The 24282-nt window shown below is 72.7% G+C and carries 25 protein-coding genes and 2 pseudogenes; 15 read left to right on the forward strand and 12 right to left on the reverse strand.

Annotated elements, in window-relative coordinates; genetic code table 11:
* The 5 genes from ACFVWU_RS34400 to ACFVWU_RS34420 form a co-directional block, all read right to left on the reverse strand.
* Positions 1–1462: hypothetical protein (locus tag ACFVWU_RS34400; RefSeq protein WP_387628142.1), on the reverse strand; the 1462-nt coding region annotated here is incomplete at its 3' end.
* A complete protein-coding gene (locus ACFVWU_RS34405) occupies positions 1459–1977 on the reverse strand; it encodes a hypothetical protein (protein ID WP_387628145.1) in 519 nt (172 codons plus the stop codon). The genes ACFVWU_RS34400 and ACFVWU_RS34405, both read right to left, overlap by 4 nt.
* Positions 1974–3149: an AAA family ATPase gene (locus ACFVWU_RS34410; protein WP_387628147.1), complete on the reverse strand. Its 1176-nt coding sequence runs from the start codon at positions 3147–3149 to the stop codon at positions 1974–1976. Before ACFVWU_RS34410 ends, ACFVWU_RS34405 begins: the two co-directional genes overlap by 4 nt.
* 274 nt (positions 3150–3423) lie before the next feature.
* On the reverse strand, positions 3424–4878 hold the full coding sequence (locus ACFVWU_RS34415) for an MFS transporter (RefSeq protein WP_387628149.1): 1455 nt from the start codon (positions 4876–4878) through the stop codon (positions 3424–3426).
* Positions 4875–5288, reverse strand: coding sequence for a MarR family winged helix-turn-helix transcriptional regulator (locus ACFVWU_RS34420; protein ID WP_387628206.1), 414 nt, complete (start codon positions 5286–5288; stop codon positions 4875–4877). The genes ACFVWU_RS34415 and ACFVWU_RS34420 overlap by 4 nt, the downstream gene beginning before the upstream one ends.
* A 248-nt stretch (positions 5289–5536) precedes the next feature.
* Here ACFVWU_RS34420 and ACFVWU_RS34425 point away from each other — a divergent pair, with 248 nt between their 5' ends.
* Positions 5537–6202 (forward strand): response regulator transcription factor, encoded by a 666-nt coding sequence (locus tag ACFVWU_RS34425; RefSeq protein ID WP_387628151.1) that lies wholly within the window; start codon positions 5537–5539, stop codon positions 6200–6202.
* Between the two features lie 21 nt (positions 6203–6223).
* Here the strand turns inward: ACFVWU_RS34425 and ACFVWU_RS34430 are convergent, their stop codons facing one another.
* The 3 genes from ACFVWU_RS34430 to ACFVWU_RS34440 all read right to left on the reverse strand — a co-directional run bounded on the left by ACFVWU_RS34430 (position 6224) and on the right by ACFVWU_RS34440 (position 9840).
* Entirely contained in the window at positions 6224–7423 is a 1200-nt protein-coding gene (locus tag ACFVWU_RS34430) for a sensor histidine kinase (protein WP_387628153.1), read from the reverse strand.
* Between the two features lie 282 nt (positions 7424–7705).
* Positions 7706–9085 carry an FtsX-like permease family protein gene (locus ACFVWU_RS34435; protein WP_387628154.1) on the reverse strand — a complete coding sequence of 460 codons (1380 nt, stop codon included), beginning with the start codon at positions 9083–9085 and terminating at the stop codon, positions 7706–7708.
* A 17-nt stretch (positions 9086–9102) separates the two neighbouring features.
* The gene (locus ACFVWU_RS34440) at positions 9103–9840 is read right to left on the reverse strand and encodes an ABC transporter ATP-binding protein (protein ID WP_387628155.1); all 738 of its coding nucleotides are present in this window, start codon (positions 9838–9840) and stop codon (positions 9103–9105) included.
* 261 nt (positions 9841–10101) lie between these two features.
* On the opposite strand from ACFVWU_RS34440, the gene ACFVWU_RS34445 reads away from it, so the two are divergent.
* From ACFVWU_RS34445 to ACFVWU_RS34465, 5 genes are all read left to right on the forward strand, one after another.
* Positions 10102–10662, forward strand: a complete 561-nt coding sequence (locus ACFVWU_RS34445) for a hypothetical protein (RefSeq protein WP_387628157.1) — start codon at positions 10102–10104, stop codon at positions 10660–10662.
* Positions 10659–11387, forward strand: a complete 729-nt coding sequence (locus tag ACFVWU_RS34450) for a hypothetical protein (protein ID WP_387628159.1) — start codon at positions 10659–10661, stop codon at positions 11385–11387. The genes ACFVWU_RS34445 and ACFVWU_RS34450 overlap by 4 nt, the downstream gene beginning before the upstream one ends.
* 35 nt (positions 11388–11422) lie before the next feature.
* The gene (locus tag ACFVWU_RS34455) at positions 11423–12295 is read left to right on the forward strand and encodes a ketopantoate reductase family protein (RefSeq protein ID WP_387628161.1); all 873 of its coding nucleotides are present in this window, start codon (positions 11423–11425) and stop codon (positions 12293–12295) included.
* A gap of 68 nt (positions 12296–12363) precedes the next feature.
* On the forward strand, positions 12364–12792 hold the full coding sequence (locus ACFVWU_RS34460) for a DUF6817 domain-containing protein (protein WP_387628163.1): 429 nt from the start codon (positions 12364–12366) through the stop codon (positions 12790–12792).
* Between the two features lie 81 nt (positions 12793–12873).
* Positions 12874–14031 carry a tyrosine-type recombinase/integrase gene (locus tag ACFVWU_RS34465; protein ID WP_387628164.1) on the forward strand — a complete coding sequence of 386 codons (1158 nt, stop codon included), beginning with the start codon at positions 12874–12876 and terminating at the stop codon, positions 14029–14031.
* Positions 14032–14087: 56 nt separating this feature from the next.
* Here the strand turns inward: ACFVWU_RS34465 and ACFVWU_RS34470 are convergent, their stop codons facing one another.
* A complete protein-coding gene (locus ACFVWU_RS34470; RefSeq protein WP_387628166.1) occupies positions 14088–14279 on the reverse strand; it encodes a helix-turn-helix domain-containing protein in 192 nt (63 codons plus the stop codon).
* Between the two features lie 177 nt (positions 14280–14456).
* Between ACFVWU_RS34470 and ACFVWU_RS34475 the strand changes: the two genes are divergently transcribed.
* Positions 14457–15017 (forward strand): hypothetical protein, encoded by a 561-nt coding sequence (locus tag ACFVWU_RS34475; protein WP_387628168.1) that lies wholly within the window; start codon positions 14457–14459, stop codon positions 15015–15017.
* A pseudogene (locus ACFVWU_RS34480) lies at positions 15018–15182 on the forward strand (pirin family protein); the annotation flags it as partial.
* Between the two features lie 190 nt (positions 15183–15372).
* Here the strand turns inward: ACFVWU_RS34480 and ACFVWU_RS34485 are convergent.
* Entirely contained in the window at positions 15373–15720 is a 348-nt protein-coding gene (locus tag ACFVWU_RS34485; RefSeq protein ID WP_387628170.1) for a Tn3 family transposase, read from the reverse strand.
* Here ACFVWU_RS34485 and ACFVWU_RS34490 point away from each other — a divergent pair.
* The gene (locus tag ACFVWU_RS34490; RefSeq protein ID WP_387628172.1) at positions 15693–15911 is read left to right on the forward strand and encodes a hypothetical protein; all 219 of its coding nucleotides are present in this window, start codon (positions 15693–15695) and stop codon (positions 15909–15911) included. The two genes, ACFVWU_RS34485 and ACFVWU_RS34490, sit on opposite strands and share 28 nt — an antisense overlap.
* A 7-nt stretch (positions 15912–15918) precedes the next feature.
* A pseudogene (locus ACFVWU_RS34495) lies at positions 15919–16481 on the forward strand (NAD(P)-dependent oxidoreductase); the annotation flags it as partial.
* 521 nt (positions 16482–17002) lie between these two features.
* Here the strand turns inward: ACFVWU_RS34495 and ACFVWU_RS34500 are convergent.
* Both ACFVWU_RS34500 and ACFVWU_RS34505 read right to left on the reverse strand, forming a co-directional pair.
* The gene (locus ACFVWU_RS34500; RefSeq protein WP_387628174.1) at positions 17003–17251 is read right to left on the reverse strand and encodes a hypothetical protein; all 249 of its coding nucleotides are present in this window, start codon (positions 17249–17251) and stop codon (positions 17003–17005) included.
* A gap of 310 nt (positions 17252–17561) precedes the next feature.
* On the reverse strand, positions 17562–20111 hold the full coding sequence (locus ACFVWU_RS34505; protein ID WP_387628177.1) for a helix-turn-helix domain-containing protein: 2550 nt from the start codon (positions 20109–20111) through the stop codon (positions 17562–17564).
* Between the two features lie 151 nt (positions 20112–20262).
* Here ACFVWU_RS34505 and ACFVWU_RS34510 point away from each other — a divergent pair, with 151 nt between their 5' ends.
* The 5 genes from ACFVWU_RS34510 (at position 20263) to ACFVWU_RS34530 (ending at position 24106) form a co-directional block, all read left to right on the forward strand.
* Positions 20263–20493, forward strand: a complete 231-nt coding sequence (locus ACFVWU_RS34510; protein ID WP_387628180.1) for a hypothetical protein — start codon at positions 20263–20265, stop codon at positions 20491–20493.
* A gap of 42 nt (positions 20494–20535) precedes the next feature.
* Positions 20536–20931 carry a hypothetical protein gene (locus tag ACFVWU_RS34515; RefSeq protein ID WP_387628182.1) on the forward strand — a complete coding sequence of 132 codons (396 nt, stop codon included), beginning with the start codon at positions 20536–20538 and terminating at the stop codon, positions 20929–20931.
* A gap of 59 nt (positions 20932–20990) precedes the next feature.
* Positions 20991–21635 (forward strand): hypothetical protein, encoded by a 645-nt coding sequence (locus tag ACFVWU_RS34520; RefSeq protein ID WP_387628184.1) that lies wholly within the window; start codon positions 20991–20993, stop codon positions 21633–21635.
* Between the two features lie 219 nt (positions 21636–21854).
* Entirely contained in the window at positions 21855–22331 is a 477-nt protein-coding gene (locus ACFVWU_RS34525) for a reverse transcriptase domain-containing protein (protein ID WP_387628186.1), read from the forward strand.
* On the forward strand, positions 22328–24106 hold the full coding sequence (locus ACFVWU_RS34530) for a serine/threonine-protein kinase (RefSeq protein WP_387628189.1): 1779 nt from the start codon (positions 22328–22330) through the stop codon (positions 24104–24106). Before ACFVWU_RS34525 ends, ACFVWU_RS34530 begins: the two co-directional genes overlap by 4 nt.
* Positions 24107–24282 lie beyond the last annotated feature (176 nt).

Genomic DNA, 24282 nt, shown 5'->3' on the forward strand with positions numbered 1-24282 from the left:
GTACGGGTTCGGCGCCGTCCGCGACCAGCCCGATCACCTCGGCCTCACCGTCCCCGAGGACGATTCGCCGGCTCCCGCCCGGACCGCGCACCTCCCACTCCCGTCCGTCGGCGGACCAGCCGACGAAGCCCGCGCCGTGCACCAGGTGCTCGGCATCGGCCGCCCCGTTCGGCACCGGCGCGGCCGACAGCCTGGGCTCGCGCGCGTGGCAGAACGGTCGTCCGCCCGCGGTGGAGACCACCGGCCCGTCGCCGGCCACCCGGCCGCCGGGCGAGATCCGCTGCCACTGGCCGGCCAGCGGCAGCAGCAGGTCCTCGCCCTCGCGCAGCAGCGGCAGCACGGGCTGCGCCATCAGCTCGGCGAACTCGGCGGAGCCGACCCGGGGCAGGTCGAGTTCGGCCGCCCTCACCTTGTAACGGGCGGGGTCGCCCAGTCCGCGGCCGCTCACGTGCAGCATCAGCCGCTCGTCCTGGGCGTACAACACCAGCAGCCGCCCGCCCTGGCGTCCGGCCGCGATCACCGGTCCGGGCAGCTGGTGGCGACGCGGCCGTGCGGCGCTGTCGACGGCTCCTCCGCCCGCCAGTCCCAGGGCGATCAGGACGCCGGCCTCCCGACCCCGGGCGAGCAGGGTACTGGCACCGGTGGTGAAGGCGGGCAGCGCTCCCCCGATGCCGGCCAGTGGCGCGCGTAGGTCCGCCGAGTTGCCGAACTCGGCGCCGCGCAGGGCCCGTACGGCGATCCGCGCCGGGGGCAGCGGGAGTTCCACGGCCGGTCCACCGTTCACCCGGACCCTGACCTGTCCGGCCCCGTCCGCGCTCCAGTCGGCCTCCGCACTGGTCACCGTCCGCTGCCGGGTGGGCAGTTGAGCGGCCAGGCGGGGCGAGGTGAGCAGCCAGGTCTGCGCGGCGGCGTCCAGCGCCCGCTCCGCGTCGCGTACGTCCTCCGGGGTCGGGTCGCCGTGCCGCCGGGCCTTGAGCCAGCGCGGCAGCAGCTCGGCGAGGTCACCGCCGATCAGCTGCCCGGGCGGGTCCCCGAGCACGCCGACCAGCAGCTCACTGTCGCGGGCGGCCGCTCGCCGGTGCAGCACCAGCAGCGCGGCCAGCTGGACCAGTCGGGCGGCTCCCGCCTGCCCGGGGCCGGAGTCCACCAGCGCGACCACCTGGCCGCGGCTGACAGGGCTGCTCAACTCGGGTGCCAGGTGGAGCAGTTCGTTCTCCGTCCAGCGACGCAGGAATTCCTCGGGGAACTCCTCGGCCAGCAGCCACTCGGACGGCAGCAGTTGCTCCGGCCGCCCAGTGCGGGCGAGCCCGCCGTACCCGTCGGGCTCCCCCTCGGCCCCGGCGACGGACTCCCGCTCGCCGATCAGCGCGTCCAGGCGGCGCAGCAACGGACCGAGGGCGGTGGCGAGTTCGGGCGTGAGCGCGGAGAGCGTCGCGGCCCACGGCGCGAGCGCGACGGTCATGCCGGGCCTCCGTCGCCATCGGTCCCGCTGCCGTCTGCCCCGTCGCCGTCGGCCCCGCTGCGGTCGGCGCTGTTGCCGTCGGTTCCGTTGCCGGCTGTCTCGCTGCCCCCGCCGCCGCTGTTCGCCCGCACCGAGTCCAGTCCCGCCGGGTCGCACCCCGGAGCCGGAGGATCGGTGACCAGCGCATGGCCGGGGACCAGCACGCAGAGCTGCGTCTCCGTCGCCCCGAGGGCTGCCCGCCAGAGTGAGGCCGACGGCTGCGGGCGGGCCGTGGTCGGCACCAGCACTCCGCCGTCCGGGCCGAGGTAGCGGGCGCCGTCGGCCCACGGCAGGTCCGCCGCCTCGCCGAGGACCAGCAGCGCGTTCTCGTCGGCCGCGACCGCGAGCCTGCCACCGGCCCGCATCCGGGACCGCGCCGCGGCCGCGAGGGCCGGAACCGCAGACCCGAGGGCGAGCACGGCCACCGCCTCCAGCGGGGGTTCGCGGCGCTCCCAGCGGAGCGGGACGCCGGTCACGAGGGTGCGACCACCGCGACCAGGCCCGCCCGGACGCCGGCCAGCGGCGCGGGCAGGTCCGCGGGGTCGAAACCGGCGTCGATCTCCCGCAGCACGGCCTCCAGCCGCAGCCGGGAGTCCTGACCGTCCGGCAGCCCGCCGTGTTCGGCGAGCAGCGCGGCGCCCGTGCGCATGAGCCGTTCGGCGCGGGCGGCGGTGCTGCGGGAGAGCTCTTCGGAGGTGTGGGCCAGACTGCGGTTGGCGGCCTGGTCGATCAGGTCGGCGAGGGTCTCGCGGGCCAGGGTCTGACTGTCGGCGGTGGGGGCGATCAGCGGGAGCACCCACAGGTCACGGGCCGAGGCACTGGTGCGGCCGTCGAGGACGGCGGCGGCCGCGACGAGGTTCTGGGAGCGGACGGCGCGTCGGTCGCTGACCGGTACGCCCGCCGCCCGCAGCCGGCGCAGCGCGGTGGCCAGCAGCGGGGTGACGGAGTCGAGGTCGCAGCCGCGGGCGGCGGCGGCCAGTCGGTCGAGCGCGCCGAGCAGGTCGCGGGTCGCGGTGGGGGCGACGGGCGCGGCCGGGCGGCGGCCGGACTCCAGGAGCTCCTCCAGGCGGGCGTCCGGGACCGGTTCGACGAAGACCCGGGCGAGGAACCGGTCGGCGAAGGCGGCCAGCGCCGGGTCCTCGGGCAGGTGGTTGGCGGCGCCGACGCAGATCCGCAGCGGGCTGGCGAGGGTGGTGCGGCCTCGCCGGAAGACCCGCTCGTTCAGCAGGCCGAGCAGGGTGTTGAGAACGGCGGTCGAGCCGAGGAAGATCTCGTCCAGGAAGGCGATGTCGGCTTCGGGCAGCATTCCGGCGGTCTCGAACTCGACCCGCCCCTCCCGGAGTCGGCGCAGGTCGACGGGACCGAAGAGTTCGTTGGGCTCGGTGAAGCGGCCGAGCAGGTACTCGAAGTAACGGCCGCCGAGCTGCGCCGCGACCCGCCGTACTGCCTCCGACTTGGCCGTTCCGGGGGCGCCGATCACCAGCAGGTGCTCCCCGGCGACGGCGCAGAGCGCCAGCACCTCGGCCACGGTCTCGCGCTCGACCATGTCCCTTCCGGCGGCGGCCACGGCGGTGGCTATCAGCTCGGCGTCGGAGGGCGATCCGGCGGCGGGGCCGGGCAGCGGGGCGGCGGCGGTGGTCTCGGTCACGAGCATGGGAGTCTACGGCCGCCCGGGCGGCGCTGACCAGCGGGTTTCCGCCGGGTCATGTCCTGGCCACGGCCGCGTTCCCGGCCCCGCCGCCCGCGCGGACCTCGGGCGTCACCCTCCGGGTCGCCCGCTCTCCCCCTCACCCGGCCGGGTGGAGGAACAGCGGGTCCTGCCCGAGCCGATCCGGGACGCCTTTCCGTCCGGGGTGGTCGAGGTCAGCCCCGGGCGTCCGCGCCTGGCGCGGGCAGTGACGCACCCGCCGAAGGACGATCCATCAGCTCGCTATCCCGACAGCGGCTCCCATCCGGCCGAGCGAGCGGTCGGGGAGGACGGCGAGGAAGAGCAGGGTCGCGCCGCCGAGCATGAACAGTGCGAGGTGGTGCAAACCTCCGGTGGTGGCGCCGTGCGGGAAGAAGGCCGCGTTCGCCGCCGAGGCGGCCATCGCGCCGAGGTACATGAAGGTGCGCAGCAGCCCGGCCGCGGAGGCGATGGTGGCCGGGTCGGCCTGGTGGTAGAGGGCGGTCTGGTTGCCGAGCCCGATCAGCCCCTGCGGGACTCCCGCCAGCAGGCCGACGGCGATGAGCACGGCGACCGCACTGGTCGATCCCAGCAGCAACAGGGCGGCGCTGGCGGCCATTTGGAAGACCGACCCGACCAGCAGCTTGCCGCGTACGGCCGCACTTCGGCCAGTGACGACGGAGACCGCGAGGCCGGTGAGCGAGAGCGGCAGCAGGACCAGCCCGGCGGAGGCCGCGCCCAGACCGCGCCCCTCCTCCAGCCACTGGGTGTAGCCGTAGAGGAAGGCGTAGGTGCCCGTGTTGCCGAGGACCTGGCGCAGGTAGGTGGCGATCAACGGACGGTTGCGGGCGAGCGCGCGCAGGTCGATGAAGGGGTCACTGGTCCGCGTCTCGCGCACGGCGAAGCCGACGGCGGCCAGGACGGTGAGCACCGGCAGGTGCCAGAGCGCGGTGCCGGGCTTCATCACGAACAGCATCAGCGTCAGCAGGAGGACGGCGAACAGTGCGATACCGGCGTGGTCGAGCCGGTCCTCCCGGTTCCGGCGCGGCAGGGTGGCGGGCAGACGGGAGAGCCCGAGGGCCAGGCAGGTCAGCGACAGCGGGACGTTGACGGCGAAGACCGTCCGCCAGCCGCCCAGCCCGATCAGCAGGCCGCCGAGGGTCGGTCCGACCACGGCGACGGTCTGGCCGGCGACGGCGAGCGCGGTCAGCACGCCGGTCGGGCTGCTCTGCCCGGTCCGCTCGGCTTCGCTGCGGGTGAGGTGTATCGCGGCCGGGTACGCGGCGGAGGTGCCGAGGCCGAGCAGCACCCGGGCGACGACCAGTAGCCCGAGCGAGGGCGCCAGCGCGCCGAGCAGCCCGGCGAGGCCGACCAGAGCTGTTCCGGCCAGGTAGAGCCGGCGCGGTCCGTAGTCGTCCACCAGCCGCCCGATCACCGGCTGGCCGACGGCGGTGGCGAGGTAGAGCGCGGTGACCAGCCAGGCGGTCTCGGCGGGCGGCGCGCCGAAGGCGGTGCCGACGGGGACCAGGGCCACCGCGATCATCGAGGAGTTGATCGGGTTGAGCACCGAGCCGAGCACCATCGGGGCGAGCAGTCGGCGGTTGAACTCGCGACCGGGGGTGGGCTGTTCAGCGGGGCGCCCGGACCGTTGACCGCCCGGCGACTGGCGGCGGACGCGGAGTCGGGCCAGCAGGGTCGACGGGCCGTTCATCGCCGGTTCAGCCGATCGATCAACGGCAGCGCCGCCAGCACGGTGGCGCGCTCGGCCTCGGTGAACTCCTCCTGCAGGGCGCGGGCCAGCCACTCCTCACGCGCCCGGCGGCTGTCCGCGATCCACGCGAGCCCCGCCTCGGTCAGGCTGACCAGTTGGCGGCGTCCGTCCTCGGGATCGGGTCGGCGCCCGACCAGGCCGTGCTCCTCCAACGCGGCCAGGGTGGCGGCCATGGACTGCGGGCGGACCCGCTCCGCGGCGGCCAGCACGCTGGCGGAGGCCGGGCCGTCGCCGATCAACCGACTGAGGACGGCGGTCTGGGAGGGGGTGAGATCGCTGGCGCCCTGGATCTTCTCCTGGAGGGTGCGGCGCAGGCGACTGAAGACGGCGCGCAGCTCCCGGGCCGCAATCGCTGCGGAGTCGGCGGAGTCAGCCGGGTCTGCGGGGTCGGTGGAGTCGGCCCGGTCGACGGGATCGACTGAGCCGGCGGAATCGGCCGGCCCGGCGGGTGCTTCGAGGGCGGCTGGGGCGGTTCGCTTCTCGGTCACGGTTCCACGTTAATTTCATCAGTCTGGACTGTCCAGTCTGGCTGTACATTTCTCGCCAGTGCCCGGCTCCCGTGCGCTCAACGGCCGTCGCGCCCCGCGATAATGGCGTCATGATCGACAAGCAGCTCCGCGTTGTCCTCGCCGAGGACTCAGTGATCCTCCGGGACGGAATGGTCGAGCTCCTGACGGCCCGCGGCTGCGCGGTGGTCGCCACCGCCGGTACGGCCCCCGAGCTGGTCGCCGCCGTGGCCGAGCACCGGCCCGACGTGGCCGTGGTGGACATCCGGATGCCGCCCACCCACACCGACGAAGGAATCCGGGCAGCCGTCGAGATCCGGGCCGCCTCGCCAGAGGTCGGGATCCTGGTCTTCTCCCAGCACGTGGAGACCGCCTGGGCGGCCCGGCTGCTGGCCGCCGGTGCCGCCGGCATCGGCTACCTGCTCAAGGAGCGGGTGGCCCGCACCTCCGAGTTCGTGGACGCCCTGCACCGGGTCGCCCGGGGCGGCACCGCGCTCGACCCGGAGATCGTCAACGGGCTGATGCACGGCGGGCGGCGTAGTCGGGTGGACTCGCTCACCGCGCGCGAGCGGGAGGTGCTGGAGCTGATGGCGCAGGGCCGCTCCAACCGCTCGATCGCCGGGCTGCTCACCGTGTCGGAGCGCGCGGTGGAGAAGCACGTGGCCGCCGTGTTCACCAAGTTCGACCTGCCCGCGACGGACGCCGACAACCGGAGGGTCAAGGCCGTTCTCACCTACCTCGCGGAGACCGGCACCTGACCGACTCCCCGCGAGGAGCCGTCACAGCCTGCTCGGCAGCTCGGCGGTAACGGTCGTCGGCCCACCGGGCGGACTGTCCACCCGCAGCACCCCGTCCACCGCCGCCAGCCGCTCGGCCAGCCCCGCCAGCCCGGTGCCCGCACCGATCGCCGCGCCGCCGCGCCCGTCGTCACGGACCGTCAGCCGTATCCGACCGTCGACCGCGTTCGCCGTCAGCTCGGCCGTGTGCGCGCCACTGTGCTTGGCGACGTTGGTGAGCAGCTCGGCCGCGCAGTAGTAGACGGCGCGCTCGATCACCTCCACCGGCCGCTCCCGCAGGTCCAGCCGGACCGTGACCGGCACCGGCGAGGTGCCGGTGAGGCCGGGCAGCGCCTCGGCCAGACCGCCGTCCAGCGCTACCGGGTGGATGCCCCGGGTGAGGCGGCGCAGCCCGGCGATGGTGTCGTCGGTCTGCCCGCGGGCCCGGTCGACCAGGGTGCGCAGCCGCGCTGGGCCTGGCCCGGGGTCAGCACCGGCCGGGGCCAGGTCTGCGAGGGCGTCGTCGGCCAGGGAGAGGGTGATGGCGAGCGCGACCAGCTGTGCCTGGGTGCCGTCGTGCAGGTCGCGTTCCAGCCGCCGCAGTCGGTCGGTGCTCTCGGCGAGCAGCGTGACCCGTGCGCTCTCCAGCTCCCGTACCCGCTGTTGCGAGCGCACCGGTCCGAGCAGCACCCGGGCGAGGGCGCGGTTGGCCCGGCTCAGGACCCGCAGCGCGGCCGGCACCGCGGCGAGCACCGCGAGGCCGGCGGGCAGCCCGAGCACGTCCAGCCAGTCCACCGGCCGCGGCCCCGGCTCCAGCAGCCGCACCCACAGCGGGAAGCCCCCCAACCACACGCTCACGAGCGGCAGTCCGACCGCGACCAGGAAACCGAGCGCTCCGAGCGGCAGCCGTAGGAAGAGGTAGAGCAGCGCCCGCCAGGCCACCGGGTCGGTCAGCACCACCCGCCCCCGGGCGAGCACCCCGGCGGGCCGTTCCAGCGGCGGCGGCGCGGCCACCGGCTCGCCCAGCAGCCGCCCGACCAGCCGGCGGTGCAACCCGCCGATCCCGCGCGCGCCGAGCAGGGCGGCCACCACGAACGGCAGCCCGAGGACGGTGAGCGAGAGCAGGGCCCCCGCGTAGAGCACGGCCACGGCGTAGACCCCGCCCAGCACCCCGAGTGGCAGCCCGAGGACGGCGAACGCCACGTCACCGCCCCGCACCGCCAGAATCCGCCGCCACCCAGTCACCACGTGCCCTCACCACTCGTCGATCAACCGGCCCCCAGCATCCCCCGGCAAGCACCTCAACCGCCGCGCACCCGCCCGGGCGAGCGCCTGGTCACGGGCCGCTCATCGGCTACAGCCGCGGCCGGCCGCCCGGCCCACGCTCCCGAACCATCGCCCACCTCACCCCCCTTTGTCCGAGTCCCCGAGTCCCCGAGTCCCCGAGCAACCAAGTCCCCGTCAACACCCACCGACCGAACCACCTCACCCCCGCTCCCCGCCCACCTCCTCCACCGCACGCCCGCCGACCGCCCACAGCCCCGTGCCCACGATCCCCGGCACTGTGAGCACCGCCGCTCCCGCCACCACCCAGGCGCAGGCCGCGCCCGGCACCACCGGAAGTACCGACCCCGTGACCGCCCGGCTGAACGCCCCCGTCGCCGCGGCCGCCACCACAGCTCCCAGTAGTACGCCCACCGCCGTCGTCAGCACGCCCTCGACGGAGAGCATCCGCAGCAGCTGGCCGCGCGTCGCCCCGGCCAACCGCAGCATCGCGAACTCGCGGCGTCGGTCGGCGGTCAGCGCGACCAGGGTGTTGACCGTGGAAACCGCCGCGAAGCAGACCAGCAGGCCGAGTTCCGCCTGCCGTAACCAGACGTCGCTCGCCTTGGTGACGCTCGTGGTGGCACCAGTCACTCGGGCCGCCCGCTCCGCGGTGCTGGTCATGATCAGCATGGCCGCCGAGAGCCCGACCAGCAGGGCTACCGGAACCACCGCCGAGGAGAGTCGGGCCGCGTAGCCACGCAGGTTGGCGTCCGCCAGCCAGCCCGCCCGAGGCACCAGCGCCCGGATCGGGGCGCCGAGCACCACGGCCAGCAGCCGCGCCGCCGGCGGCCCGAGCAGGGCGACCGCGACCAGCAGCACCAGCGAACCGAGCATGGCCGCCTGCCCCGCCTTGTCCAGCTCCCCAGCCGGCCTGCTCGCGGCCAGCCGCAACAGCAGGACACCGCCCGCCAGCACCGCCACCCCGACCGCCGGCCGCAGCACGCCCGTCCGGCGCTGTCCGGCCGCACTGTCGGTCAGCGCGGCGGCCGGGGTGGACCGCGTGACCCGCCGGGCCACCACGGCGGTGGCCGCCAGGCCGACCAGCAGCGCCATCGCGAGCGCGATCAGCATCGGCACCGGCGTCCCGGGTATCCCCAGGCCCGGCGCCGCCATCCCACGCCGCTGGAGCGCGGCGAGGAAGGCGCGGGCACCGAGGAGGCCGACCGCACAGCCGGGAGCGGCCGCCAGCAGGACCGTCGCCGTGACCTGCACCCGCACCAGCCGCCGTATCTGCCGGGGCGTCGCCGCGACCGTGCGCAGCAGCGCCAGGTCGCGGTGCTGCTGGCGCAGGGTGAAGCCGAGCGCGTTGACCACGACGAACAGCGCGACCAGGACGGCCATCTCACCGAACGCCCCGGCGATGATCACCAGGCCCGGTCCTGACACCTCCGCCCGCGTCACGCCGGCCGGGGCCGTGAGCTGCGCGGCGGCCAGCGAGCCGAACAGCGTCACCGCCGCAATCGCCAGGAACAGCGCCACCGCCAGCCCGGCGAAGGCCGCCGGTCGGCGACGGATCTGACCGACCGCCAGGGCAGACACGGAACCGCGCATCCCCCTCACCCGCCCAACCGGCTCAACCGCTCGCCGACCTGCGCCGCCGTCGGCCTGATCAGCTCGTCCACCAACAACCCATCCGCCAGCAGCAGCACCCGGTCCGCGTACCCGGCGGCCACCGGGTCGTGCGTGACCATCACACACGTCTGCCCGTCCACCTCCACACCCGCGCGCAGCAGGTCGAGGATGTCGTGCCCGGTCGCCCGGTCCAGCGCGCCGGTGGGCTCGTCGGCGAACAGCACCTCCGGCCGGGCGACCAGCGCGCGGGCGATCGCCACCCGCTGCTGCTGACCGCCCGACAGTTCCCCGGGCCGGTGCCGCTCACGCCCGGTCAGGCCGACCCGGGCTAGCGCATCCCGCACCCGGGCGCGCTCCGGCGGGCGCCCGGCCAGCCTGCCGGGCAGCTCCACGTTCTGCGCGACCGTCATCGCGGGCATCAGGTTGAACGATTGGAAGACGAAACCCACCCTGCTGCGCCGCAGTTCCGCGAGCCGCCGTTCGGGCAGCCGGGACACCTCCGTACCGCTCCAACGGACGGTTCCCCGGGTGGGGCGGTCCATCCCGGCCAGGCAGTGCAGCAGGGTGGTCTTGCCCGAGCCGGAGGGCCCCATCACCGCCGTGAACGTCCCCGGCGCGAAGGCCACCGACACGCCGCGCAGCGCCCGGACGGCGGCCGCGCCGCGCCCGTACTCGCGGTACAGCCCCTCGCCGGTGAGCGCGGCGCCCGTCACCGCGCCCATCACCGCATCCTGCCCCGCCGCTGCAGCGGCTCTTGTCATCCCGTTCATGCCTCAATCCTGGGCCTCCAGGACCGGCCGATCGATTGTGCTGGCACCCCAATTCAGGGTTCGGAAAACCGAACCGCCCGGGTGGAACTAGGACGAGTCTTCGGATCATCGCAGTAGCGTCGGCCCGGTCATGCCGTCGCCTGAGCCCGGCCCGCCGTCTCCGACCGCGAAAACCGGCTCCCCTCCGCGCCCCCGAGGAGAGATCATCATCAGGTGACCATCGACCTGCTGCCCGGCCACGGCGTCCGGCTGCCCGCCCCGCTGCCCGAGCTGCGCTTCGGCCTCACCGAGGAGGCGGTGCGCGCGCTGCTGGCCCCGCACGGCCGGCTGCTGCCGGACGGCGTGCGCCCGGCCTTCGTCTGCGGCTCCCGCTGGGCGCTGGCCTTCGAGCTGCCCGGAGTGGCCGTCACGATCTTCTCGAGCGACGGCGGCGACGGCGTCGGCCGCGACGACGACCGAGCGGCCCGCGACGGTCTGCGGGGCGTCGTGGTGGGCCGGAACCCGAGCGACGACCGGCCCGCCTGCCCGGTCGGCTACCACGGGATCGACCTGTTCGGTTGGCCCGCCCGCGAGTTGGTCGAGGCACTGCGCGCCGAGGGCCTGCCCGTGCCCGACCCGAGCAGCGGCAGCAGTCTGCGGTTCGCCCCGCTCCACCTCTCCCGACGCGTCCCACGCCGCCCTCCCCCGGCGCCCGGCCGGAAGCCGCGCCGCGAGCCGCCCTTCCACTTCGACTACGTCTCCTTCCACGACACCGACCCCGAGGCCACTGCATGACCCCGCGCCCGGCCGGCACGGCCACCAGTCCGCACGACGCCGCCTTCCTCCCCCGCCTCCGGCGCTCCCCGCGCCCGGCCGAGCGCCCGATCACCGAGCCGGTCGCCAAGCTCGGCGGCGAGCCCTGCCGGCCGGCCGAGCCGGCCTGGCCGCTCTGCCCCACGACCGGTGAACCCCTGGTGTTCATCGACCAGTTCTCCGTCCCCGGCAACGAGTCCGCCAGCAACGAGTCCGCCGACAACGAGCCCGGCAGCGAGGAATCCCCCAGCGGGAAGTCTCCCGGCGAGAGATCCCCCGGCGCGGAGGCCCGGCTCGCCTACCTCTTCCTCGCAGCGGACAACGGCCTCATGGGCGGCCGAGATCCAAAGTCGGGCGACGGCCTGCTGCCGGTCCAGCCGGGCGTGCGGATCCCGCCCTTCGCCGTCATCGGGCCCACCCGGCACCCGGGGTCGTACGCCGTGGCGGGCCGCCTTCCAGCGGTACCTGCGCGGCGAAGGCCTCGAAGTCCCCTTCCCGGACGGCGGCCACGTCCACGACCACCTCGGCGGACACCCCTCCTTCCCGATCGGCGAGGCCTTGGTCGACGCACCCTGGCGGTACCCTTCGCCCTCTCGGACGCCCGGGACGAGGGCGATCCGTCCTTCCTCGACTTCGGTTACGGCGACGGCTTCAGCTTCCTCGGCCCGGACGGTTCGGAAGGCCGCGTCTTCTGGGGCATCGCGTAACCACCCCCAACCCCCTCACACTCGAAGGAGTCACCATGCCCACCACTCCCCTCACCGTCGCCGTCCTCGGACCGGGCGGCGTCGGCGGCCTGATCGGCGGTCTGCTGGCGCGCGACGGCCACCGGGTCGTCTGCCTGGCCGGCGAGGAGACCGCCGCCGCCCTCAACCGGGACGGACTGCACGTCGACAGCGGCGCGTTCGGCGAGTTCACCGCCCGGGTCGAGGCCGCCACCGAGCTGGGCGAGCCGGTCGACGCCGTCTTCGTGACGGTGAAGGAGACGACGCTGACCGCCGCGCTCGACCGGCTCCCGCCCCAGGCGGTCGGCGGCGCGATCGTCGTCCCGCTGCTCAACGGCCTCGACCACATGGCGCTGCTGCGCGAGCGCCTTCCCGCCGCGCGGGTCGTGGCCGGCACGATCCGGGTCGAGGCCACCCGTACGGCACCCGGCCGGATCGAGCACACCAGCCCGTTCGCCACCATCGAACTCGCCGCCGCGGTCGAGGAGTTCGCCGAGCAGCTGCGGCACGCCGGTCTGGACGTCACCCTGCGCGAGGACGAGACGGCGATGCTCTGGAGCAAGCTCTCCTTCCTCGCCCCCTTCGCGTTGCTGACCACCCGGCACGCCGACGGGATCGGCGTTGTGCGCACCGAGCACCGGGCCGAACTCCTCGCCGTGCTGGACGAGATCACCGCCGTCACCAAGGCGGTCGGCGCCCCGGCCGACCCGCAGACGCTGCTCGCCGCCTTCGACCGCATCCCCGCGACGATGAAGTCCTCGATGCAGCGCGACGTGGAGGCCGGCCGCCCGACCGAGCTGGACGCGATCGGCGGCGCCGTACTGCGGGCCGCCGAGGCGCACGGCGTCGACACCCCGACCATCGCCCGGCTGGTCCGCGAACTGGCCTGACGAAGTCGCCCGGCAGACCCGGCGATTCCGGTTGCGGGACGGCTGACTCCGCGAGTAGAACTCCTCAGGTGACGTCAGCCGACCATCGCAGCGCTCCCGCGTGGAGCCACATCGAGGAATTCCTGCGCTCCCTCGAGGCCGACCGGATCCCGCATCCGGGCGGCACCCTGCTGGAGCACGTGAGCCGGGTGGCGGCCCGGCTGGCGGAGTGGGGCACCGACTCCGCCGTCCAGGCCGCCGGGCTCTGCCACGCCGCGTACGGGACCGACGGGTTCGACGGCGCCCTGCTCGGACTGGAGGAGCGGGACACCCTGGTCGAACTCATCGGCCACCGCGCCGAGTCGCTCGTCTACCTGTACGCGAGCTGCCGCCGAGCCGCCGTCTACCCGCGCCTCGGCCGGGACGAACGGCCGCTGTTCCACGACCGGTTCAGCGGGGACGACCACATCCCGCCGGAGGAGGACCTGCGCGCCTTCCTGGTCATATCACGCAACTAGCGTTTCGTCCCAGCTCAGGGGCATGATCGACCATCCGGGGTCAGCAAACCGTCAGCATGGCACCCTGGAGCGAGATCAACCATGGCGACTAACCGCCTCCCCCGAGGCATGGGCAGCTTCTTCAAGGACTGCGAGCACCCCGAATCCCGGTGGACCCGCTGCCCGCACGAGTACAAGATCAGGTACCGCAACGCGGCGGGGAGGCAGAAGGAGGAGTCCGGCTACGCCACCCAGGAGAAGGCGAAGGCGCGGCTCGCCGAGCTGTACCGGGAGCGGAAGCACTCCCCGCAGAGCCAGCGCAAGGCGGAGCGGATAGAGAAGTACAGCCCGATGCGGTTCGAGCAGTACGCCGCAGAGTGGAAGGCCGGCCAACGCCACCTCGTTCCCGGGTCGATCCGCGTGCTCGACTCACTGCTGAAGACCCACCTCTACCCGGCCTTCGCGAGCCGCAAGATGGGCACCTTCGACCACAAGGTCGTCGAGGCATTCATCCAGACCATGGAGCGCAACGGCGCGGGCTTGGCCACCCAGTCCAACGTCTTCGACAAGCTGAAGTCCATCCTCCTCGACGCCCACCGCCTCGGCCTCTACGACGAGAGCCCCCTCAAGGGCGTCATGCCGCCCCAGTACAACCCGAAGCGTGCCGTCATCCCGTCCTCCGCCCAGCTCCTCGGTATACGCGAGGCCGACGACGACGCCTTCCTCCTCATCGCCGACCTCATGAGCGGGTGCGGCCTCCGTAACGGCGAAGCGTGCGCCGTCAACCTCAACTGCCTTGTCGCCGACGACGTCTACCGCGTCAGCGAGCAGGTCAATGAGACGACCCGCCAGTACGCACCGCTCAAGCACCGCAGGGAAGGGGATTACCGCGACACCCCGGTCCCAGCCCGCGTCAAGCAGACCATCGAGTGGTACGCGGACAAGTACGGCACCGTCGACGGCTATCTCCTGCGGCACCCCCTCGACCCCAGCAAGCCGTTCCCCATCTACTACCTCAGGAACTCGTGGCGTCGCATCCAGGGCCGGGGCGACGAAATCGACATCCCCGAGGGCATGACGATCTACGGCCTCCGCCACTTCTTCGCCTCGAACTGCCTCAGCCACAACATCCCGATCACCGACGTCGCCGAGTGGATGGGCCACAAGAGCATCGACATCACGTTCAAGGTCTACCGCCACCTCATGCCCGGCTCCATCAGCCAGGCCGCCAAGATCCTCAACCTGGACCTCGCGGAGTGAACGCACGGAGGCCCTGTCCCCATGGGACAGGGCCTCCGTGGCGGCTGCCACGAACCTCAGCCGCCGGCAGTCCTCTGCTGCCTCACCCACGCCTGGACCTCGGAGACCTTGAACTGCAGCTTGGCGTTCCGGCCCTGGCCGAACCGGTACGGAACGAGACCTGCGCGGGGCGCCTCCCGGTACACCCACGGAACGGACATGTTCAGGAACTCCGCCGTCTCCTTGACGCTCATGAACTGCTGAACCACGGGCCCTCCTCTGCGACAGCCGACATCAACGCAGAGGTTCGCAGCAACGGCCGGTTTGGTCCTGCCGACGGCTTGCGCTATCTGAGCGGCCGGGGTGAGCTGCTCTGGCTTTCGTGGAGTCCCTGATGTCTGGCTTTGCATGGCCCTCTTCTGCACGGTGCGCCAGCTGGTCGCGTCGTGCTCAATGTCGGATCCGGCCCTTGGGTCCCGTTTCGCGTCGCCGACGCGCTGCTGCACCCCGACCGGCTGTGGCCGCACCTGAGTCCGGCCGCCGTGCTGGTCGGCGCCCGCATCGCCCCCAGCGCGCTCACCCTCGCCCTCACCACCACCGCCCTGGTCCTGTGGCTCCGCCACCGCGCCGGGGCCAGGAGCGGGGTGGCTCGCAAGGCGGACATCGCGCCGCTCCTGGACAAGGAGATCACGCAGAAGGCGAAGAGCCTTCGCCCGAGCCTGAAGGACCAGAAGGAGATCGCGCCGGCCGATCGCGGGATCCTGGTCGGCACGCTCTCCCCGGGCAAGGCCGAGGTCCGGGCCTCGTGGGAGGACGTGATGGTCGCCATCATGGCGCCCCGGTCCGGCAAGACGAGCGGCATCGCGATCCCCACGATCCTCGCCGTCCCCGGCCCTGTCCTGCTCACCTCGAACAAGGCCGCCAACGACGCCTACACGGCGTGCGTCGATGCCCGCGCGAAGGTCTGGACGCTGGACCCGCAGCAGATCGCGCACCACCCGCGCTAGATGTGGTGGAACTTCATCGGCCGGTCGATGGACGACATTACCCGAGCCCGTTCGGATTGGATGACCGGCGACCGATTCGGCGAGGTGCACGGCTACCACGGTGACCGACTGCCCGCCCCCGAACTCCCCGCCACCCCGCTGAAGCCGCGCGGACGAGTACGCTGACCTGCACATTCGTCGGGCGGGGAGCCAACCGTCGAACCGACCGGACTCCCCGCCTGGGCGCATCCACACGGACCCCGGCCAGCCCGTTCCGCATGTCTTCAGCACCGCTGGCCCTTCACAAGGTCTCGCCAACCGTGACAGCGTTTGGCCGGGCCAATGCTGACCCAATGCTGACTTCACTGACGTCCCGTCAGGAAGGCCTCGGAACCTCCCGTGCCCGCGAATCCGGACCTCGTCGGCTTCCGCAGCCGGACTTGGCCCCGCCGGCCTGCGGGAAGGTGGCTCTGCTTTTGGTGTCCCGTCGGCCGCCACCGCCCGCCGAACGCATGATCTTCTCGGTCAGGCAGGGCGCGACCTCGGCCAGATCCTCGATCTCAACCTTCCAGCCCTCGGCCTGCAACTCCCCCATCGCTTGGGCGAAGTCCAGGGTGTTGTGGAAGATCGGGCAGCTGGTGAGCAGGGCGTCGAACTCGACCGCCTCCTCCTGCCCGACGGGGTCCCCTCTTCGTCGTGACCATCGAGGACGACGAAGGCGCACTCACCGTCCTCGAATCGAAGGAGCAGATGGTTCGGCACGCGAACCTGACCCAGTACCCGCCGAAGGGCGAGGCGTACTCGCTTCAGAAGCCGGTCGAGCTGATCCAGGTCGGTCACCCCGAGAAGGTCGAGGCTCATGGGGACGGGATTGGCCGGGTCGCCCAGCCCACGGGGTGTGGATGTCAGGGGTGACGGTCACGCGTGGGCCCTCGCCCTCGCCGTCAACCGCCGACTCACCCCGCGCCGCCAACCGCACCCGCGAGTTCGACTTCCGGCTCGACGGCCTACTCGGCCACGACATCCACAGGATGACCGTCGGCGTGATCGACACCGGCAAGATCGGCGAGTGCTTCACCCGGATCGCGGCCGGCTTCGGCACCGAACTCCTCGGCTGGGCCATCACCGAGAACCCGTCTGCCTCGACCTCGGCATGACCTACACAGAACTACCCGAGCTCCTCACCCGCGCCGACCTGGTGAGCCTGCACGTCCCCCTGCTCCCGGCGACCCACCACCTGATCGACGGCGCCGCGCTGGCCCGGATGAAGGACGACGCCATCCTCGTCAACTCCAGCTGCGGCGGCCTCGTCGACAGCACCGCCCTGGTCGAGACCCTGCGCGCCGGACGCCTCTCCGGAGTCGGCCTCGACGTCTACGAAGAACCCACACCGCCGTCAGCCAGATCATCGGCGCCACCGCTCGCAACATCGACGACTACGTCGCCGGCCGCACCAACGAAAGCACTCTCATCCGCAGATCCTGACCCCACGAGGGCCCGGACCTCGTAGCGTGGACTCGGACGACCGACCGGCCAGGCCCCGGCAACAGGGTCCCTGTCTCACAGACCGAAACACCGAAACGGATCGGAAACCTGCCACTCTCCGAGAACCACTTGACCCCCAGCGGTCGAATGGGCGTCCGACTGATGTTCACCAGTCCGGATCGTGCAGGTCAGGGCCTATCTCATCCAACCCACATGACGCCTGATGCCGCCTCATGACACCCAGTCCGTGAGAGGCGCGTGAGAGGAAGCGCTCGAGCCGGAGTTCGAGAGTGATTCGCATCACACTCTGATTGGACGCCTTGTTCCACTCGACCTGACGCCGTTCCCCACAACGGCGTGACTGACCACCCCGCCTCCCGTTCACGCCCCAGTGTCGCCGTGGCTTACGTCGAACCGGATGGTCGTATGCCGGCGCAGCCGCATGGCGGCTGCGCGCTGTTCGAGCTCAACTCTGCCCCGAGCGGAATGGGGGCCGTTCATGTCGGTCACACGAAAGCCGCTCAGCGGAACAGCATCGGCATCCACATCGTCCGGGTGCGGTCGGCCCTGCGGGTGCCGAAAACCTCGTCCATGGCCTGTGGCGTGCAGCGGTGCTGGGCGACGTCGGCGGTGATGCCGAACGCCGCCCCCATCCGGGCCCAGGAGGCGCCGGCGGCCCGCTCGGCGGGGGCGGCGACCACGACCAGGTCCCGCACGTGCTGCTCGACGTCGGCAGCCGCCGCGTCCGGCCGGGTGGGCGCGCTCGACACGCAGCGGCAGCCCCGTGCCCAGCCACGCGAACCAGTCGCCCAACTTGGTGCCGGCCGGGGCCGGGATCTGCGGGACGTCCAGCACCCAGCCACCGCCCTCGGCGACGTCCAGCGCGACCGCCGGCCACCAGCGCGCAGCAGCAGCCGGGGCGGCCGGACGCGGCGCAGCCGGACGGGCAGCGGGACGGGACGTCGCCGGGCGCGGCCTGGCCGACGGGGCCTGACGTGTGACTCTCGCGTTTGTTGGCGAGTGATCACTTGGAAAGTACTGGTCATCCCGGAGTTGCTCATGCCAGTTGGCGAGTTCTGCTCAAGGCAGTTGGCGACTCGGAGGCGTCCTCGGCAACGGGTTGTAGTCTTGGGGCTGCTCGACGTGGACCGCGAAGTGCGCCGGTGCGTACCGGCGTCGGTGCTGCTCGCGGAACGCCTGGCTGAGGTGGTGCTGCAGCCGCAGATGGCGGAACTGGTACACCGCGCCCGTCTGCCGCAGCACCCCGCGCCGATACGCGTCGTCCAGGAAGGCGATCGTGTTCCACGGCAGCCGTCCCGTCAGCGGGAGCCAGAAGCGGGAGAGGACCAGCCACTGCCCCCAGGCGCTGAACGACAGCAGGAACGAGGACGAGCCGCCCGGCCCGGCGACGGAGCCGACGAAGAGGCCGATCGACAACGCCCACTCCATCGGGCCGAAGAAGGGCCGCAGGAGGTCACCGACCAGGAAGCCGCCGAAGGCGATACCGAGAGCGATCAACGGCGCAAGGATGACGAACTGCTGAAGCACCGCGGCACGGTTGGCGGCCAGCAGACCGCCCGGCGTGGCGGCGGCCGCGGTGTCGAGCGGAGTCTCCAGCACGGCCATGGCTAGGAAGCTCATGGTGGCCACACCGGCGAAGATCAGCCCCGCCCCCAGCAGGTTCACGAGCGTGCCCGCCACCGCGGCCGGGCTGAACGGCCCCTGGTGGAACAGGTCGTGCTCCAGCGTGATGGCGCTGTCGAGTCCGGCACCCAGCAGGAAACCGCCGACTACCACCGCGCCGAGACGACGGACGGTCACGCGCACCGGCCCGCCCCTCAGGTCGACCCGGCGGCGCGGGATCCGCAGCCGCACGCGCGACGGCTCGAAGGTCTCGCGGCCGAAGGCGACCAGCACCGCGTAGAGGGCTCCCATAGCCGCGCCGTTGACCGACCCCATCAGGGCCCCGTCGAGGAGGATCCAGCCGATCCCACTCGTCGAGGTGGCCAGTCCGAACAGCCACTCGGGCAGCGCCACGCAACCGGCGGAGGCGAGGGTCACCGCGAGGATCCGCAGGGCGAGCGGCAACGTCTCGCCGATCCGCCACCAGGCGAGGTCCTGCTGGTCCCGCTCGCCCGAGCCCATGTGGTGGGCGAGGTAACCGAGCCAGCGCTGGGCGCGTTCGGCATCCCAGTTGCAGCGCGCCCGGCGGCGCGCCCCTGCCTCGGTCCGACGCTCGGCGGGACGAGGCCGGTAGAGCGCCGGGACGAAGCCGGCGAGCAGGTGCTCCTCCAACGCGTGCGCGGTCGGGAAGCGTTCGGCGTCGAGGAGTTCGCGCGGGTCGCGCTGCGGCCCGTCGCTGTACATGGTGCGGGCGAGGGTGACCATGAGCGGGGTACTCAGCACGGCGGCGAGCGTGACCGCGGCGGGCGTCTCCAGGGCGCGGAGCTCCTTTGACACGTCGTGCCACAGCGGTGGGGAGCCGGAGGCCCGGTCAGCGGCGGGGCGGGCGGTCCGCGGGAGGTAGTCCACGACGTGGTCGACCGTGAGGTCCGCGAGCTCGATGGCGGCGGCCAGGACCAACGGCGAACGCGCCGCCTCGGCGGCCTCGGCGAACGCGGCGTGCCTGCTGGTCACGACCATCGGAAGCAGCTCGGCGTTGAGTTCCTGGAGCGCCTGGATGCGCAGGCCCTCGGCGATCTCGTCGAAGCCGTCCAGCACCGGCAGGATCACGTCCGCCTGCACCAGCGCGGCGGCCAGCGTGACCCCGCTGCGGACGCGTCCGCCCAGGTGCGGATGGTCGCGCAGGAGCAGGTCGACCATCCAGTCCCGTAGGGCGGTCGTGGTCGGGTCCCACGAGCCGAGGCTGAAGACCACGGGCACCCGCTCGGGGAAGCCCGGCGGTTCCAACAGGCCAAGCGCGAGCCGCATGGTCAGGACCGACTTGCCCGATCCCGCCCGGCCGAGGATCACCAACCGGCCGGAGCGGATGCTCCGGTAGTAGTCCGCGACGCCGCGCAGATCACCGCCGAGGTCGGGGGACGCGTCCAACGCCGCGTCGATGTGTGAGACAGCCGGGACGACGCCGGAGACGAGACGTTCGACGTTGGCGCGGTGGTCCATGAGCCGCTCCGGCGCGGGCAGCCAGCGCACCGGCAGCGCGAACGGATCGTGGACGCGCCGCTGTTCCTCCTCCCGCTGCAGCCGCCGTCGTACCTCGCGCGCCAAGTCCTCGGCCGCGACGGCCAGTTCCCCACGGATCGGGGACGGCGCCGGAACCGGCGTGCGCGCCGGGGCGGGCTCAGCGCGCTCGACGGGCGCAGCGACGGGCGCAGCTTCCGGCGCGGGGGCCTGCGCGGGGGTCTGCTGGGGGGCCTGTGCCGGGTGCGGCTCGGCGTCCCGTTGGCGGGTGTTGGTGAGCGTGGCGACGAGGCGCTTCCGGTCCTCGGGGCTCGCATTCAGGGCGTCCGCAAGGAGGTTGACCGTCCCGAGGCGGTGATCGTGCGCCCGACCGGTCTCCAGCCGGCGGATCGTGCTGACGCTCACCCCCGACTCGTGCGCCAACTCCTCCTGTGTCAGCCCGGCTTCGTTCCGCAGGCCACGCAACACCGGGCCGAGCCGTTCCGCCACCGCGGCGTCCTCTCTCCTCGCTCCAGTCCAGTTCAGGGAGTCTATCGCCCGACCGGTCATCAATGACCGCCCTCATGGCCTGTGCTTTTGCCCAACTCACGCCAAACATCGCAGTCGTGAATACTCGTCAGCGAAGACTTGAGGAGGAGGCATGGCGTACCGCTACCGGTGCGGCGAATGCGGCTTCAAGACCCCGTGGCTGCCCCAGTCCGAAGGGGAGCGACGACAGGTCGAGCACTACGTCGCACGACACCCGGGCATCCCGCCCGCGGGCCAGGTGGAGATCAACCGGAAGAACGCGGGCGGCTGCGGCGGATGCCTGACGGCCGCGGCCGTCGTCTTCCTCCTGTTCCTGTTCGCCTCCCTTGCCCTGCACCGCTGACACCCCTCACCTACACCACTCGCACCGAATAGGGAGTCCGCCATGGACCTGCTCCTGCACAAGATCGTCTCCGCGGTCATCACGGCCGTGTTGTTGACCCTGGTCAGCGCACTCAGCGTCGCCGCCCGCAAGCGCAAGGTCCGCCGTGCCGAGGCGACCGCACCCGCGCCGACCGAGGACCCGACGCAGACGCTGCTGCGTGAGGCCCGCCACCACGAACTGCAGCGGGACGAGTCGGCCGACGGCGGCCAACCGGTCAAGGCGCTCCAACACGCCCGTGCCGCCGCCGACCGCTGGCGCGCGCTCACCGAACAGCGCCCCGGACGCTTCCTGGTGGAGCGCCGCACCGCACTGGCCCGCCTGGCCCAGATGCTCGACGCGGCCGGCTACACCGGCGAGGCCGACCGTGTCCGGTCCAAAGCCGCCGCCCTGGCCTGACCGCCGCCAACTCCCGCCTGCTCAGGACGAATCCCACCGCGCCCGAAGGAAGAACGCCCATGCCCGCCGCCCTGTGGACCGGACGCTCCGCGACGCCACCCGCCGCCGCAGCCGACCTCGGCCACGCGCTCACCCGCGAGCTCGGCCTCGCCCGCGTCCCCGACGTCGTGGTCCTGCCCGCCGACACCACCGCGCCCCCGGCCGGAAGCCTGCTGCCGGCCCGCGAACGGTTCAGTAGCATGCCCGCGCCCACCAGCGCCTACCTCTACGTCGATGCCACGCTCCCCCGGCCGTTCGAACTGCGTGCCACGCTGATGAGCGGCCACACCCTGCGCGGCCGAAACCTCGGCCTGGGCCCCCTGTTGTACGCGGTGCCGCTACGCGCCAAGGTCGCCACCCAGGTCGCGCTGACCGGCGGCGGCCCGATGGGTCCCGCGCGCTTCACCGGCGACCCGTCCGGCGCGGCGCGCTTGAACGCCGACGCCGACCTGGTCCACCGGGTGGCCACGGTCTCGCTCACCCGCGGTGGCCCGGACCGGAGTCACACCTGGGAGATCGACCGCCTCCTCACCGTCTGCCCGCATCTGGACGGCGCGGTCCTCCTGGCCCGCACCCTCCAGCGCGCCGCCACTCCGCACTGGGGGCTGCGCGCCCCGGACGTCCTCGCCCTCGCGGCGCACATCGAGGCCCTGCTCGCCGCCTGACATCGTTTCAGGGTGTTCACGGTGTTCACGGCTTCACGGTGTTCACCGCGAGGTGCCGCGAGCCAGCACCGCAGCCGTCACGGCAGCCGCCACCAACCCCGCCGCCAGACCCACCGCGGACAGACCCAGCGACACGACCACCCACGCGGTCGACATCATCACCGCCGATTTGCTCACTTTCCCGCCCGAGACCTGATCCGCGGGTGGCTGAAGGCGGGCGTGATCGACCGCGGCCGGTTCGCACCGACCGAGGAGGGAACTCCCCAAGGCGGTGTGATCAGCCCTCTGCTGATGAACGTCGCTCTGCACGGACTGGAACAGGCCGCCGGGTGCCGATACACGGTGCGGGCCGGGCGCGAGCCCGGCGCGGCACCAGGCACCCCAGTGCTGGTGAGGTATACCGACGACTTCATCGTGCTCTGCCACGACGAGAACGAGGTGCACCAGGTCAGGGCCCGGCTGGAGGAATGGCTGGAACCAAGGGGTCTTCGCTGGGAGCGCAACTGGTCAGGAATGGCCGGCGCCCCGGCGTGGCGATCCGTCAGGCATAGGACAGGATCGGGGGGTTGGGTCGGGGCTACGGGAGCGTGCGCCGCCTCGCGCCGCGGCGTTGGGGGTTCTGAGAGAAACATGCTGATTGTGCTGGGCGACCGGCGTTCGAGGTTCGGGGCGAGTCCGACGAGGGTGGGGCAGTGAAGGCGCTTCAGGAGGGAGATCCCCTGCGGGTCGGTCCCTACGAGCTGGTGGCGGTGCTGGGTTCGGGCGGGATGGGCAAGGTCTACCTGGGGCAGCGCGACGGGGTCACGGTCGCGGTCAAGGTGATCAACGAGGAGCTGGCGCACGACGCCGACTTCCTCGCCCGTTTCCGCCGCGAGGTGGTCGCCACTGGTGCGGTGTCCGGGCCGTACGTGGCCGCCGTGGTGGACCACAACGTCAACACCGAGCAGCCATGGCTGGCCACCGAGTATGTGCCCGGTCCCTCGCTGCACGCGGTGATCGCCGATCACGGGCCGCTCGGGATCGTGCCGGTGCGGGCGTTGGGGATGCGGTTAGCCGAGGCGCTGGCCGCGATCCATGCGGCAGGGCTGGTACACCGGGACGTCAAGCCCGGGAACATCCTGCTCGGTCCGGATGGGCCCCGGTTGATCGACTTCGGGATCGCACGCGGTGCGGCGGTGACCACGCTGACCCAGACCGGGGTGCTGCTGGGCACGCCGCAGTTCATGGCGCCGGAACAGCTGCAGGGCAACGGCCGGGTCGGTCCGGCAGCGGACGTGTTCGCGCTGGGGCTGGTGCTGGCGTTCGCAGCCACCGGTCAGCACCCGTTCGGGCAGGCCGACTCCTTCGGCTTCGGCTTCCGGATCGTCTACGAGGAGCCGAACCTCGACGCCGTGCCGGGCGAACTGGTCGAGGTGGTCCGGAGCTGCCTGGTCAAGGACCCCGAGCAGCGGCTGACCACCACGGGCCTGGCCCGGGTGCTGAACCTGGGCGAGGCGACGCTCGACGCCAGCGGCGTAACCAATCTGCGCGAGTACGCCGCCCATCCGCCCACCATTCCGGTGCTGGCAGAGGGGCCGAGGAGCGGCCGGCGGGCCGGGCTGCGGCGACCGTGGGTGATCGCTGCGGCGACCGCGGTGGTGATCAGTGTGGTGGTCGCCGCCGTGCTGGGTCTGGACGGGCGGACGCCGACGAGTACCCAGGGCCTGGGATCGCCGAGCGCCAGTCACCCGGGCTCCTCGGTGCCGGCGACTCCCACCGCGGGTTCCTCGGGTGCGAGCGGTTCGCCGTCCTCGGCCGCGCCGTCCTCCTCGCCACCGCCGCCGTCGCCGTCGGCCGCACCGTCGGGTAGTGCGCCCTCGCTTACGCAGACGCCAAGCGGGGCCGCAGCCAGTCCGTCCAGGGGCACCAGCGGTGGAGGCTCCGCTCCCGGGACGGGCGGGAACTCGGGCGGCACCAGTGGTAGTGGCACGAGCGCAGGCAACTCCGGCGGCACCAGCGGTGGGGGCTCCGGCGGCGGATCCGCTCCCGGGACGGGCGGGAACTCGGGCGGCACCAGTGGTAGTGGCACGAGCGCAGGCAACTCCGGCGGCACCAGCGGCGGTACGTCAGGAGGCAACGCCCCGGCCCCGCCCCCGCCCCCGGCCCCGACCCCGCCCCCTGCCCCGGCCCCGCCGCCGGGCTCCCCGCCGCCGGACATGACCCAGTTCAACTACAAGTTCAACGAGTACTGCGTCGGCGCGTGCTCGATGCCGCTGACCCTGAGCTGGACCGGTCTGTCAGGCGCGACCCGCTACGACATCCGGTACGACAACCAGACCTCGAAGGTGGACGCCATGTACTCGGCAACGGGTACCAGCTACGTGATCAACGGCCCGTACTCCGGAGACCACATCTGCCTAACGATGCGAGCGGCCAACCAGTACGGAGCCTCGGCCTGGACCCAGACCGGCTGCTTCGACACACCGTACTAGCTTGATCTTTAAGCAGCCACGTCGAACGGGCCGTCGAACTTGATCACTCGTATCGGTATCCGGCGGACACCGAAGCGGCCTTCGCCTGATCATGTGCTCCGACCAAGGAACACACACGATCAGAACGAAGGCCGTGAAGGTGGTTCTGCTGCACGAGGACGTCCGACAGGACGCGT

The sequence above is a fragment of the Kitasatospora sp. NPDC058190 genome (assembly GCF_042883685.1).
Classification (GTDB): Bacteria; Actinomycetota; Actinomycetes; order Streptomycetales; family Streptomycetaceae; genus Kitasatospora.